The organism is Thermostichus sp. OS-CIW-31, from assembly GCF_054060305.1.
In genome coordinates this window covers 17,463-30,462 of record NZ_JBSSDA010000015.1, presented here as the reverse complement: position 1 = coordinate 30,462, position 13,000 = coordinate 17,463, and the positions used below count along the sequence as shown (strand labels likewise).

Sequence of the window (13,000 nt, the reverse complement as noted above, 5' to 3'; positions counted from 1 at the left end):
TCATCCCAGTCAAACCCTTGAGGACCAAGACAGCCGTTATCTTAGTTTGAAGAGGGATCCCTGCTGGGGTGTTTGAGATTGGTCAAATCGTTGAGGCGGCGCAGGATCCCCCATCCCTGTAGGGCCTCCAGCAGGGCTTCCCGCACAACCGCTACCGTCTCTTGGTCGAGGGCCAACCGCAGATAATCCACCGCCAGCCGGGTTTGCTCGGGATCCAGGTGGGACATTAAGCTCTGCAAGCGGCGAACGCCCGCCAGCCGTCGGAAGGGATCGGGAGAGGCAACGTCGCTGAGATCGCGCTCCAATTGAGACCGTTGCCGCTCTTGTCGGCGGCTGAGCCACTCCCCAAACAGCAGCGACAACAAGGCTAGGGTGGCCAATCCCTGTAAAATGGCGCCGGTGGCCAGCCAGCGTTGGGTGGATTCTGCCCAGATGGAGATGAGGGTGTAGGTGCCCAAGGTGGCGGCTGCTCCCGAACCAATTGCCAGCAAAAGCCAGCGGTCCGCCTGCCGAAACCAAGCTTGCCACTCCTGCCAGCGGCGGTTGAACTCAGGGCTGCGCACCCCCTGTAGCCCCAACATCACCAAGGTGCCCACCCCCAGAGAGAGCGCCAGCCGCCCATTCCAGAAGGCCAGCCCTGCCAACGCCAAGGCCGACAGAGCCAAAACCCGCCACTGTGGCCCCGATAGGATCCACAGAGCAACTTGGGATCCCGTCTCCACTGCCCCACGCCCCACCCGCTGCAGATATTCTGGCCAGGATCCCTGGCCGGAAGAAGGGCGACCCGATTGATGCTTCACCGATGGCAACTCCCAAAACTCGGCCCTATCTGGCCCTTTGCAAGCGGCAAGATAGATCAACGCTCCTTAAATTATGCTCTTATGCTTTATAGAGTCGAGGTAGGCTTTCCACCCTTGGGTTTGCAACTGGTCGTTTTTCTCCTGCACCGCCTGTTTTAGGCTTTCCCGATAGGCGATCACCCGCCGGAGCAGATCGGGATCCCCACTGGCTAGGATCTGCACCGCCAACAGACCCGCGTTGTAGCCGTTGCCAATGGCCACCGTGGCCACCGGGATCCCTTTGGGCATTTGCACAATTGAGTACAGGGAGTCGATCCCCTGCAGGGATGGGCTGAGCACCGGCACCCCGATCACCGGCAGGGGGGTGAGAGAGGCCACCATCCCCGGCAAATGGGCTGCTCCCCCTGCCCCGGCAATGATGACGCGGATCCCTTGGGTATGGGCGCAGCGGGCAAACTCTACCATCGCCTCGGGAGTGCGATGGGCGCTGAGGATCTGCAATTGGTAAGGGATCCCAAACTCCTCACACACCTGGGCGGCAGGTGCAAGGGTGGGCAAATCGGAATCGCTACCCATTACGATGGCAACGAGGGGGGAGAGTTCCATATCGCTAAGCGACGCTAACGCGAAAGGCTGCTGGCCCGGCGTAGCCGATCCATCATCGCATAGCCCAACCCCGTCGAGATGGGTGGGGGCTCTGCCAGCAGGAGCGTAGCATCTCCCTCATCCAGTCGGCGCAGGCTGGCAAAGAGGGCGCGGGCGGCTGCCTTGGGATCCGAACCCAAGCACTCCAAACTGAAAGTGATCCCCGGCCAATGGCGGGAGAGGGTGTTCAGCAGAGCCTGCGGATCCGTGGCAAAGCTGAGGATGCCCAGGTGGGAATGACCGGTTGTCAGGTGCTGCACCTGTTGCCAATCGCCGGGCTGAAGCTGGGCAAAAGGGGTGGGCAAAAGCCGGAGGGGCTTACTGGGGGCATAGTGGCTGCTCAGTCGTCCCGGCGCTTCTGGCGGGCCCGTTGTGCCATCCTTGGGGGCCTGTTCTGGGGGCAACCGGATGGGCAACCCCAGGTGGGCCTCCAGGGCTTCCAGTGGGATCCCTCCTGGGCGCAGCAGCGTTGGGATCCCTTCGGGGCTGAGCTTCAGCACGGTGGATTCTAGGCCCACGGCACACTCTCCCCCGTCCAAGATGTAGGGGATCCGCCCTCCCAACTCTGCATAGACGGCCTGGGCTGAGGTGGGGCTGATGCGGCCAAAGCGATTGGCACTGGGGGCAGCCAAAGGGGTTTGCACTGCCTGCAACAAAGCTTGAGCCACCGGGTGAGCAGGCACCCGCAGGGCAACAGTAGGCAACCCGCTGCTCACCAGATCCGGCACGGTGGGACACTTGGGCAGCACCAAAGTCAGGGGCCCCGGCCAGAAGGTGTCGATCAGGGATCCCAGCAGAGCACGGGCGGCGGGAGTAAAAGCCGACACGTCCACCAGCCACCCCTGCAATTGCTCTAGGGTCACCCCAGCCGGCAGATGCAGGATCAGGGGATCGAAGCGGGGGCGCTCCTTGGCGGCAAAAATGTTCGCCACTGCCTGCTCATCCAAGCCATGGCCCGCCAGGCCGTAAACCGTCTCCGTGGGGATGGCCACCAACTGGCCCCGCAGCAAGGCCGCAGCCGCTACGGCAATGTGCTCAGGAGTGGGCGAGAGAATTTCCGTCTGCATCCATAACTCGGATTTGGGGTGGGGCTAGGGATCCCGTTCTGCAATCCATTTTTGCGCCTGGTAGAGGGCGATGTTGATTTGATCCCCAAACAGCAGCGCCAAGGAAGTGAGCCAAACCCAGAGCAGCAGCACAATAACTGCCCCCACCGCCCCGTAGACTTGGTTGAACTGCCCAAAGTGCTCCACGTAAATCCGCAGCCCCCAAGACACCCCAACCCATAGTAGGCTGGCCACGATGGCTCCCGGCCAAATCGGCATTTGGGGTCGGCGCAAGCTGGGGCCAAATCGATACAGCACCCAGCAGGAGAAGACGACCAACCCCAGCGAAATCGGCCAGGTGAGGATCCCCCACAAGTTCAACCCCAGCTCTCGCAAGGGATCCAACTGAGTCGGCCCGCCAACTTCCTGCGCTAAGGATCTCGCTTTCATGGCCAAGAAGCGCAAAAGCTGGCACTGAACAAAAAGATCAAGCTGGCCAGTCCGGTCAACCCCAGGGTGGCGAGCATCCAAACCAGCGAGATCAGCTTGCGTCTCCAGAAGGGACGGCGCCTATCTTGAGGGATCTCATGGCTGAGATCCAAAGCTGTCATCACCGCCCCCATGGCTCCAGAAGCAGCCCACAGGGTGCCCAAGAAGCCGAGCGACAACAACCCCCGTTCGCGTCAGCGGTGCGGAGCACTTTTTTGCCCGAAGCGGAGCTCGCGCACATACCGATCCAAAAGCGTCAGGGCCTCTTGGGGAGCAATTTGGCTCAACTGCTCCATCAAGCGCTCGAAGGCTTGCTCAGAGGAGCCGACAAACAGCCCAACCCCGGTCAGGAGCGTGAGGATGAAGGGGAACAGCGCCAACATCGAGCTGTAGGCCATTTCAGAGGCCAGGCCAATCGCGTAAGCGGGACGGAGTCCTTACAGCCGGTAGCGCATCGCGTTTTCCCAGGCCAACCGCAGGGTTAGCCAGACCAACTCTCGCCGGGAAGTCCGTCCTGACGACGCGAACGGGATCCCCAGCGCCCGCAGCTGCTCAACCAGTTGCTCCAGCAGCCTCATGGTTCAGCACTTCAGCCCACTGCGGTAGGTACTGGGAAAAATCCTGTTTTTTGACAAACCGAAAAGGCCCGGATAGGGATCCCCAGATCACTTGATCGGTCTCCGGATCCCGACCTTGATCCAAGCTGTGAAAGTAGTCGGCTCCGATCTCAAACTCGCTGTACAAATAGGTGGTTCTGCCTTTGCGTTCAACAATACAGCCTTTGCCGGGCAGGCTGCGGCCCCGATAGCAGGATCCCGTCCATTCCACTTGGGTGACACAGCCGGGCAAGAGTTCCAACTCCGCTGCTGTCAGACCGGCCAATTTCCCCTTCGCGTAAGCGTTGCTTAGCAACAACTCCCGACCGGCGCACCTGTAGGAGTCAGGAGCTGTCAGAGCATAGTTTTGAATCCGGATCCCATCTGGAGTATCGAAGAGGTGGATCACCCGCTGTCGGTAAGGCTGCTCAGGATAAATGTCGTACAGTTGCTCCACATAAAACCCCACCCCCTGCAACACCGACCAAGGCAAGGGACATTGGTACACATGAATGTTGGCAAACCAGACGGGCTCTGCGAGCGCCTGCTGCAGGTTGTTGAAGTGCCCTGCCATCCAGGTGGCCAGTTGGGCCAGTTGGGGGGAAACAGACATAGGTTCAGATGGATTCAATGGATTGAAATCGAGAAGATTCAGATCGAGCGCTCCTGATCCTGCAGACTTTGTCCAACTGTCAGGGACTCCGTCCCGATGGCGCACTCCATAACACACTCTACAAAACTACACCAGGGAATAGCTTGGTAGCCCTGTACTTGAGTGCGGGGTGGAAAAGCCCTTGGGCAACTTGATTTAAGGGAATTTAAGGGATTTAAGAGAGCATTGTTGCTTACCGTCACCCGCCCTGTCTCTGGCGGAGTTGTTGCCATGGGCAGGGGAACCGCAACCCTGTGGCGACGAGGCCGTTCGCGCCACTCGGACGGAGTTCTTGAAGGGGATTGGGTTGCAGGGACAGGCTAGAGTAGAGGAGCCGGACTCCTGTGCCTGATACATTTACGCTGAACACTGCTGAACATCACTGTTCAACTATGCAGCGATAGCATTCTGCTTGTTTCCATTCGCGTTAGCGGGACGGAGTCCAAACAGAATGGCGGTATCCCGCAAAGCTTTGAGTAGAATACCCAAAGCGCAGTTTCCGTGTCGTCTTACTACCAATTTTCTGCTTTGCTTTGGCTACCATGTTGGCAGACTCGAAAGTAAACAGAAAGATCAACTGGTAGTAATCCGTACTGAACATATTATACATTATTTTCAGTATAGTTGAGCTTATTATTGACTAGAGTCATGCTCTTGAGATCTCGTCTAAGATGGTATTGATGTCGGCCCTACCCATTCCGCTGCTGGGGCAATCCTTGTCTGCTCTGAAAGACTGGGCGGTTGCCCAAGGACAGCCGGCCTATCGCGGGCAACAACTGCATGCTTGGATCTACCAAAAAGGGATCCGCTCCCTGGAACAGGTGACGGTGTTTCCTAGGGCTTGGCGAGAGGCGGTGCAAAGCTACCCAGTGGGACGCTCGCGCATTGTGCAGCGGACAGAGGCCCGCGATGGTACTGTGAAGTTTCTGCTGGGGTTGGCGGATGGGCAGTTGATCGAAACGGTAGGGATCCCAACGGCCAAGCGTCTGACGGTCTGCGTCTCTTCTCAGGTGGGCTGCCCGATGGCCTGCGATTTCTGTGCCACCGGCAAGATGGGCTACCGGCGCAACCTAGAGCTGCACGAGATTCTGGATCAGGTGTTGACGGTGCAGGAAGATTTTGGCCGTCGCGTCAGCCATGTGGTCTTTATGGGCATGGGGGAACCCCTGCTCAACCGCGATACGGTGGTACAAGCCATCCGCAGCCTGAATCGAGATATCGGCATCGGCCAACGGCATATCACCCTCTCGACGGTGGGGGTACCCCGGCAAATTGCCTGGCTGGCGCAGCAGGATCTGCAAGTTACCCTGGCCGTCAGCTTGCATGCCCCCAATCAAGACCTGCGGCAACAGCTGATCCCTTCGGCAGCCCACTACCCTCTGGACACTCTGATCCAGGATTGCCGCGACTACATGCTGCGCACCGGGCGGCGAGTCAGTTTTGAATATACCCTGCTGTCGGGGGTCAACGATCTGCCCATTCATGCCCGCCAACTGGCGCAATTGCTGCAGCAGGCCAGCCGGTCAGGGGTGCAACTGCACGTGAACCTGATCCCTTACAACCCTATCTCTGGAGCCGACTATCAACGCCCCCACCCGACACGGGTCAGAGAGTTCGTCCGCCAGCTCGAACAGCACCAAGTGCGGGCCACTGTGCGCCAAACCCGTGGTTTGGATGGCAATGCCGCATGTGGTCAACTGCGGGGATCCTTCCTGCGTTCTTTGCCAGGGGATTTGTAATCGCCGCGCAACGCTTGCGCGAGTACATCAGCTCAGTCCGCAGGCGCGTCGTAACCAGGCGGCATCCTGTTCTGGCAAGGTGGCGTGGTGCATGACGTAAACCTGCCGGTGATACTCGTCCAGCCAGGCTCGCTGCACCTCGTTTAACAGTTCCCAATCGATTAAGCGCCCATCAAAAGGGATCCAAGTTAGGGAGCGAAAGCCCATCCAGCCCTCGGGCTCGGGAATCGCAATCACCTCGTAGAGGTTCTCCAGGCGGATCCCACCCCATCCCGGCTGGTAGTAGCCCGGCTCGATGCTGTTGATCATGCCCACTTTGAGAGGGGTGTTGGCGCGGCGGTGGATCCCGTTGGGCCCCTCGTGGACATTCAAAAAGGCGCCGACACCGTGGCCGGTGCCATGGCCATAGTCCAGCCCGGCCTGCCAAAGGGTAGAGCGGGCGATCCCATCCAACGAGACTCCATAGGTGTCGGGGGGGAAGATCTGGCGGGCGCATTGAATGTGGGCCTTGAGCACCTCGGTATAGCGCCGCTTGCACAAGGGATCCGCGGGTTGCGGGCCAATCCAAACGGTGCGGGTATCGTCGGTGGTGCCCCCCAAGTAGTGGGATCCGGAGTCCAACAAAAACAGTTCGCCCGGCTGCAGCAGCTTTTGGGGATCCGGAGTGCTGTAGTGGATGATGGAGCTGTTGGCGCCGGCGCCGGCAATGGTGTTAAAGCTCAGGCCCACCCACTCCCCTTCCTCCCGGTAATGGGCCTCCATGATGGCGGCCACATCGGCTTCGCTGATGGGGATCCCCTGTTGGATTTGCCGGTCGATCCAGGCCAGGGTACGGATCTTGGCCCGGCTGGCTTTGCGGTTGGCCAGGCGCATCTGTTCCAGCTCGGTGGGGTTTTTCACGGCCTTGAGGGCTTCTACTGGGTGCTCCAGCTCGCGGCAGCTCGCATCCTGCAGCAGCTCTTGAGTGCCCTGGGTGGTCTGCTTGGGATCCAAGCCCACCGGCGCATAGCTCTTGGCCCATTGGGGCAGTTGTTGGCTGTAGGTCTCGTAGGGCCAGAGTTCCACCCCGGCTTCTGCCAGAAATTGCCGAGATGGGGGGCTGAGCCGCTCCAGATCTGTGAATAGAGCCGCTCTATCTGGGCTGACCAAAGCATAGGCCCAAAACACTGGGTTGTAGGGGATGTCGGATCCCCGCAGGTTAAACAGCCAGGCCACCTGATCCAATTTGGTCAGGGGCAACAGTCCCACCCGCTTGCGGCGCATCTCCTGCCGGACTTGGGCCAGCTTTTCTGCAGGGGTGGCCCCGCTTAGGTGGGTGGGTACCGAGTCAATGGGCCGGTCAAAGGGAGCGACAGGAGCGGATCCCTGAGCCAGCTTATCCACCAAGTTTTCCATGACCGGGATCAAGAGCACCCCTCCCGCTTGGGCATGGGCCTGCAACTGGCGATAGGTGGCCACTGCCACCGTAAAGGGATCCACCCCCAGGCGAAAGCCGGATCCCAGCTCCTCCACAATCTCCATCAGGCTGGGCTGATTCGGCAGACCTCCTTTGATCACTGTGAATAGGTTGGGATCCACCTCCCGCTCCGCCTGTTCGTGATAGCGGGGATCTACCCACAGCCAAGCCCTGTCCCGGGTGATCAAGGCATCCCCCACCGAGCCGGTAAAGCCTGTGATCCACTGGCGCCGCTTGCGATGTTCCGGCAAATACTCATTGAGATGCTCATCAGCAGAGGGAACCCAAAAGCCATCCAGATCTTGTTCTCGCAGAAGCTGGCGCAACTGCTGCAAACGGGCAGCAACATCCAGGCGGGGCAGGGTTTGGAGCATGGCAGGAGTAGGGCAAAGCTAAACGGCCAGGCTATCGCCATTCTAAACAAGGTTGGGCCGCCCCCACTTCCCGCCTTCAGTGGTCGGCCATTTCAGATAGCAGCCAGATAGCAGCCAATACCTCCCTCTTCCTATGGGTGAGGGAAGAAATCCGCCAGCTCTAGCGCTCCTCAGGAAAACCCGCTTCCCGCCAAGCCCGCATGCCCCCATCCATCGAGATCACCCGACGATAGCCCATTTTCTGTAGATTATCGGCTGCCAACGCCGAACGAAACCCGCCGCCGCAGTACAGGACGATCTCCGCTTCTTTGTCGGGGATCACCCTCTCGATGTCCCGCTCAATGATCCCTTTGCTCAAGTGGATGGCTCCGGCAGCGTGGCCGGCTTGCCACTCCGACTCTTCCCGCACATCCACAAAATAGAAGGGATCCCCTTGCAGTTGTTTTTGCCTGACCTGCTCGACTGTCAGTTCTTGGATGCGGCTTTTGGCCTCGTTGACCAGGGCCAAGAAAGCTGGAGAGTGCTGGGGAGCCATGGAGAACAGGCGCTATGAGCCAAAGCTTATTCCAATCGATCTTATCTGGTCTGGACTTTGGGATCCCAACTGCCCTAAGGCTAGACTGGGATCCAGATTTGCTGGCTGGAGGCCCATGGCTTGAAATCCCGATCTAACTTTCCGCAACTGCTTTGGCCCCTTGCTCTGGCCGTGAGCTGGAGCATCCCCCTTGGATTGACAGCCGGTCACGTCAGCCGGACGGAGTCCTCGGCTTGGGCCCAAGCTGCCCCGATGCCCCTAGAAAGTGGGATCCAGCGGCAAGTTTCCAGCCCACCGCCAGCCGCCCTGGTGGAGTGGCTAAGCCAGCAGGTGGCCGCCGCCAACCGGCGGGATTTGCCAGGGGTGATGGCCGGCTACAGCCCCGACTTCCGCCACCGAGATGGGCTGGACCGGGAAGAGGTGGAAGGTGCCATCCGCAAGCTGTGGAGCTCTCATCCCAAGCTCACCTATTCGGCCCAGATCCTCTCCTGGCGGCAGGTGGGCCCTGAGATTGTTGCGGATATTCTCAGCCAAGTAGAGGGATCCCAATCCTCGGTGCGGGGGGACTTTCAGGTAAAAGCCTCTGCTCTGGTGCGCAATCGCTATCGCCCGGATCCAGCCAATCCCGGACAACTGCTGTTGATTGACCAAGAAGTGCTGCGGGAGGCCAGCACCCTCACCTCTGGATCTGCCCCTCCCACCGTCACCTTGAACCTGCCGGAGGTGGTCAAACCGGGATCCACCTATTCGCTGCAGGCGATTGTGGCAGAGCCTCTCACCCACTCTTTGCTGTTGGGCGCCGTTGCCGAACAACCCGTTGCCGGGGCGGGCTACCCAGAGGTGACCTCGTTTGCTCTCGAACCTCTACAGGCCGGAGGGATCTTCCTACAGGCAGATGCTCCGCAAGAACCCCGTTCTGAGTGGATTTCTGTGATGTTGGTTAACCAAACCGGCATCACGCTGGAGAGTCGGCGTCTTATCGTCAGCGATCGCTTGGCTCTGGAGGGATCCCTGGCCATCCCCACCGTCCCTTAGGAAATCTTCAGGATGATGAGGAATGGCTCTGGGGTAATCTGGACAGGCAGTTGAGCTTGTTAAGATGGGAAACTATGCGCCCCTCAGCTTGTTTGCTTTCTGGTGCTGGCCCTATTTTTGAGCGGTTGCGATAGCGGCGACTCCCTTGGTGCTCCGGTGGTGGATCGCCCCACTCCTGCCAGCAATTGACCGAACAATCCCGAGGGGTCTCGAAAGGTTGGGTCGAGGTGTCTTGAAAGGACCCAACCTCAAGAAACACTGGCATCTTTAGACGCCCGTCCATTCCAAGCCCCGCTACAGCTATCTGCAAAACTATCCGCTCTCTCCCACCCCCAAGGCAACAACAGGCGGTCAGGGAAAGAGCGGTCTAGCGGGCCTTCAACTGGAACCTGACTGCCGGGAGGAACTCCAAGCGAGCCAGAACGCGAAGACTCTTCAGCAGACTGAAGGATCTAAGTTCAGACCGTTAGAGAACAGCCCCGGCGCACAGCCGGCTGAACCCAACTTGACGACCCTTACAACTACTACTATCTGGCATCCGCAGGAACCTCCCTTACTAAACGACACCCTGAGACTAGCACAAATCTTTTCTTGTTTTCTCGTTTTCTCGATCAGGGAGTTCATGCGGTGGTTTGTTGGAGCCGTTTGAGAGCTCCAGGCGCTCTGGGTGACCGTGGGCTTCGGATCCCCTGTCCCACAAGAGGGGTGAGGGATGGACTGCTGAGGATAAGGCAACAGCGTAGGATAGAAGGACGCCCTCTAGTTGGCTCGAGTTGCCGTGGACTACAAAAGTACCCTCAACCTGCCCCAAACTCAGTTTCCCATGCGGGCAGAGGCCGCCAAGAGAGAACCCGCCATTCAAGCCTTTTGGCAGGAAGAGCAAATCTACCAGCGCCTTGCCGACCACAATCCTGGGGATCCCTTTGTCCTGCACGATGGACCGCCCTACGCCAATGGCGATATCCACATGGGCACCACCCTCAACAAGATCCTCAAGGATATCGTCAACAAGTACCACATCCTGCAGGGGCGCAAGGTGCGCTACGTGCCCGGCTGGGATTGCCACGGCCTGCCCATCGAACTGAAAGTGTTGCAAAGCCTCACCCCGCAGGAGCGGGAAAACCTCACCCCTCTGCAGCTGCGACAAAAAGCCAAGGAGTACGCCCTGCACTACGTTGATGTGCAGCGGGCCAGTTTTCAGCGCCTGGGGGTATGGGGATCCTGGGATCGGCCCTACCTGACGCTGTCGCCGGAGTACGAAGCCGCACAAATTGAGGTGTTTGGACAAATGGCCCTCAAGGGCTACATCTACCGCGGCCTCAAACCCGTCCACTGGAGCCCCAGCTCCCAGACGGCTCTGGCGGAAGCGGAGCTGGAGTACCCTGACAACCACATCTCCCCCAGCATCTACGTGGCCTTTCCCCTGCAGAGCCTGAGTCCGGCGGCGCAGCCGGTTTTGGAGCCCTTCATGCCGGGCCTGCGGGCAGCCATCTGGACCACCACCCCTTGGACGATCCCGGCCAACCTGGCTCTCTGCTTTAGCCCCAAGCTCACCTATGCAGTGGTGGAGTCTCCCCGCTTCGGCCTGCTGTTGATCGCCGCCGATCTGCGGGAGCGGCTGGAGAAGGTTCTGGAGACGCCTCTGGAGATCAAGGCCACCCTGCCGGGATCCGCCCTGGAATACAGTCAAGGACGGCACCCCCTCTTTGACCGCGCCAGCCTCTGCGTGCTGGGGGACTACGTCACCACCGAGTCCGGCACCGGCATTGTGCACACAGCTCCGGGGCATGGGGAAGATGACTTCAAAACCGGCCAAAAGTATGGTCTGCCCATTCTCAGCCCTGTGGACGATCAGGGGAGATTTACCGCCGAGGCCGGATCCCAGTTCGTCGGGTTGGATGTGCTCTCGAAAAAGCCGGAGACCAGCGGCAATGCTGCTGTCATCCAGGCTCTGCAGGCTGCGGGGGCTTTGCTCAAGGAAGAACCCTACAACCACAAATATCCCTACGACTGGCGCACGAAAGAGCCAACGATTTTCCGGGCCACCGAGCAGTGGTTTGCGTCTGTAGCTGGCTTCCGGGAGCTGGCCCTGCAGGCCATTAAAACCGTGAAATGGATCCCGGCCATCGGGGAGAACCGCATCACTGCTATGGTGTCGGAGCGCTCGGATTGGTGTATTTCCCGCCAGCGGGCTTGGGGCGTGCCCATCCCCGTCTTTTACGACGAAGAAACCGGCGAGCCCTTGCTCACCGCCGAGACCCTCGACCACATCAAGGCCATCTTCGCCCAAGAGGGATCCGACGCCTGGTGGAAGCGCCCGGTGGAGGAGTTGCTGCCGGAGAAGTACCGCCACAATGGCCGCACCTACCGCAAAGGGATGGACACCATGGATGTCTGGTTTGACTCCGGCTCCTCCTGGGCAGCGGTGGCCAAGGCGCAGGGGTTGGGCTACCCGGTGGATCTATATTTGGAGGGCTCCGACCAACACCGGGGCTGGTTCCAATCCAGTTTGCTTACCTCCGTGGCCGTCAACGGCCATGCCCCCTACAAGGCGGTGCTCACCCATGGGTTTGTGCTGGACGAGAAAGGCCAGAAAATGAGCAAGTCCCTGGGCAATGTCATCGATCCGCTGGTGTTAATCAACGGCGGCAAAGATCCCCAGACGGATCCCGCCTATGGGGCAGATGTGCTGCGCCTATGGGTCTCCAGTGTGGACTACTCCGGGGATGTGCCGCTGGGCAAGACCATTCTTGGGCAAATGGCGGATGTGTATCGCAAAATCCGCAACACAGCTCGCTTTTTGCTGAGCAACCTCTACGATTTCAATCCAACTCAGGATGCCGTTCCTTTTGCAGCCTTGACGGAGCTAGACCGCTACATTTTGCACCGCCTGCACGAGGTGGGATCCGAGATCGGCGAATCTTTTGCCAGCTATCAGTTCTACCGCTTTTTCCAGGCGATTCAGAACTTCTGTGTGGTGGATCTCTCCAACTTTTACCTGGATATTGCCAAGGATCGCCTCTACATTAGCCATGCCCAAAGTCTGCGGCGGCGCCAATGTCAAACGGTGCTCTCCCTGTTGCTGGAGAACTTGGCCAAGGCCATCGCCCCCGTTCTCTCCCACCTGGCCGAAGAGATTTGGAGCCATCTGCCCTATCCCAAGCCCACCCGTTCGGTGTTTGAGGGGGGGTGGATGAAGCTGCCGGAGCACTGGCGGGATCCCCAGTTGGCGGCCATTTGGGAGCAGCTGCGAGAGGTGCGCCAAGAGGTGAACAAGGCTCTGGAGCAAGCCCGTACCGGTCGCGTTAGCGGGACGGAGTCCTTTAAGCCCATCGGCGCTTCCACCGAGGCCAAGGTAATCCTGAAGGTAGCGGATCCCAGCCTATACGCTCTTTTGCAGGAGCGGGCTGCCGAGTTGCGCTACTTGTTCATCACCTCACAGGTGGAACTGGAGAAAACCTCAGGTCAAGGCTTGGAGGTCTCTGTTTTTCCGGCTGACGGCCAAAAGTGCGTGCGCTGCTGGAACTATTCCACCCGTGTGGGGGAATTTGCCGAACATCCAGAGCTGTGTGAGCGTTGCGTAGCCGCTCTGGCGGGGGAGTTTTGAATTTTTGAATTAAGGACTCGTCCTGC

General features: G+C 59.4%; 11 protein-coding genes and 1 pseudogene. 3 read left to right on the top strand and 9 right to left on the bottom strand.

Features of this window, described 5'->3' with window-relative positions:
* Positions 1 to 41 precede the first annotated feature (41 nt).
* The 7 genes and pseudogenes from ACVWY9_RS09740 to ACVWY9_RS09710 all read right to left on the bottom strand — a co-directional run bounded on the left by ACVWY9_RS09740 (position 42) and on the right by ACVWY9_RS09710 (position 4,189).
* Entirely contained in the window at positions 42 to 800 is a 759-nt protein-coding gene (locus tag ACVWY9_RS09740) for a hypothetical protein (protein ID WP_457388215.1), read from the bottom strand.
* 66 nt (positions 801 to 866) lie between these two features.
* Positions 867 to 1,406 (bottom strand): 5-(carboxyamino)imidazole ribonucleotide mutase, encoded by a 540-nt coding sequence (purE, locus tag ACVWY9_RS09735; protein ID WP_414384463.1) that lies wholly within the window; start codon positions 1,404 to 1,406, stop codon positions 867 to 869.
* A gap of 14 nt (positions 1,407 to 1,420) precedes the next feature.
* Positions 1,421 to 2,512, bottom strand: a complete 1,092-nt coding sequence (locus tag ACVWY9_RS09730) for an L-threonylcarbamoyladenylate synthase (protein ID WP_457388214.1) — start codon at positions 2,510 to 2,512, stop codon at positions 1,421 to 1,423.
* A gap of 24 nt (positions 2,513 to 2,536) precedes the next feature.
* Positions 2,537 to 2,941, bottom strand: coding sequence for a YihY/virulence factor BrkB family protein (locus ACVWY9_RS09725; RefSeq protein WP_457388213.1), 405 nt, complete (start codon positions 2,939 to 2,941; stop codon positions 2,537 to 2,539).
* Positions 2,938 to 3,363: pseudogene (locus ACVWY9_RS09720) on the bottom strand (YihY/virulence factor BrkB family protein). Before ACVWY9_RS09720 ends, ACVWY9_RS09725 begins: the two are co-directional and overlap by 4 nt.
* Before the next feature lie 54 nt (positions 3,364 to 3,417).
* Positions 3,418 to 3,558: a hypothetical protein gene (locus ACVWY9_RS09715; RefSeq protein ID WP_457388212.1), complete on the bottom strand. Its 141-nt coding sequence runs from the start codon at positions 3,556 to 3,558 to the stop codon at positions 3,418 to 3,420.
* Positions 3,533 to 4,189, bottom strand: a complete 657-nt coding sequence (locus ACVWY9_RS09710; RefSeq protein ID WP_457388211.1) for a CpcT/CpeT family chromophore lyase — start codon at positions 4,187 to 4,189, stop codon at positions 3,533 to 3,535. The genes ACVWY9_RS09715 and ACVWY9_RS09710 overlap by 26 nt, the downstream gene beginning before the upstream one ends.
* 719 nt (positions 4,190 to 4,908) lie before the next feature.
* On the opposite strand from ACVWY9_RS09710, the gene rlmN reads away from it, so the two are divergent.
* The gene (gene rlmN / locus ACVWY9_RS09705; protein WP_457388210.1) at positions 4,909 to 5,967 is read left to right on the top strand and encodes a 23S rRNA (adenine(2503)-C(2))-methyltransferase RlmN; all 1,059 of its coding nucleotides are present in this window, start codon (positions 4,909 to 4,911) and stop codon (positions 5,965 to 5,967) included.
* 27 nt (positions 5,968 to 5,994) lie between these two features.
* Here the strand turns inward: rlmN and ACVWY9_RS09700 are convergent, their stop codons facing one another.
* Positions 5,995 to 7,797: an aminopeptidase P family protein gene (locus ACVWY9_RS09700; protein WP_457388209.1), complete on the bottom strand. Its 1,803-nt coding sequence runs from the start codon at positions 7,795 to 7,797 to the stop codon at positions 5,995 to 5,997.
* A gap of 160 nt (positions 7,798 to 7,957) precedes the next feature.
* A complete protein-coding gene (locus tag ACVWY9_RS09695; RefSeq protein WP_011432658.1) occupies positions 7,958 to 8,332 on the bottom strand; it encodes a rhodanese-like domain-containing protein in 375 nt (124 codons plus the stop codon).
* Positions 8,333 to 8,452: 120 nt separating this feature from the next.
* Here ACVWY9_RS09695 and ACVWY9_RS09690 point away from each other — a divergent pair, with 120 nt between their 5' ends.
* Entirely contained in the window at positions 8,453 to 9,367 is a 915-nt protein-coding gene (locus tag ACVWY9_RS09690) for a hypothetical protein (protein ID WP_457388208.1), read from the top strand.
* A gap of 823 nt (positions 9,368 to 10,190) precedes the next feature.
* The gene (gene ileS, locus ACVWY9_RS09685) at positions 10,191 to 12,974 is read left to right on the top strand and encodes an isoleucine--tRNA ligase (RefSeq protein ID WP_457388240.1); all 2,784 of its coding nucleotides are present in this window, start codon (positions 10,191 to 10,193) and stop codon (positions 12,972 to 12,974) included.
* Positions 12,975 to 13,000 lie beyond the last annotated feature (26 nt).

Coding starts and splice junctions, on each gene's coding strand:
- ACVWY9_RS09725 (WP_457388213.1), bottom strand. CDS start 2,941: ATGAAAGCGAGATCCTTAGCGCAGGAAGTTGGCGGGCCGACTCAGTTG.
- ACVWY9_RS09710 (WP_457388211.1), bottom strand. CDS start 4,189: ATGTCTGTTTCCCCCCAACTGGCCCAACTGGCCACCTGGATGGCAGGG.
- rlmN (WP_457388210.1), top strand. CDS start 4,909: ATGTCGGCCCTACCCATTCCGCTGCTGGGGCAATCCTTGTCTGCTCTG.
- purE (WP_414384463.1), bottom strand. CDS start 1,406: ATGGAACTCTCCCCCCTCGTTGCCATCGTAATGGGTAGCGATTCCGAT.
- ACVWY9_RS09715 (WP_457388212.1), bottom strand. CDS start 3,558: ATGAGGCTGCTGGAGCAACTGGTTGAGCAGCTGCGGGCGCTGGGGATC.
- ACVWY9_RS09695 (WP_011432658.1), bottom strand. CDS start 8,332: ATGGCTCCCCAGCACTCTCCAGCTTTCTTGGCCCTGGTCAACGAGGCC.
- ACVWY9_RS09730 (WP_457388214.1), bottom strand. CDS start 2,512: ATGCAGACGGAAATTCTCTCGCCCACTCCTGAGCACATTGCCGTAGCG.
- ileS (WP_457388240.1), top strand. CDS start 10,191: ATGCGGGCAGAGGCCGCCAAGAGAGAACCCGCCATTCAAGCCTTTTGG.
- ACVWY9_RS09700 (WP_457388209.1), bottom strand. CDS start 7,797: ATGCTCCAAACCCTGCCCCGCCTGGATGTTGCTGCCCGTTTGCAGCAG.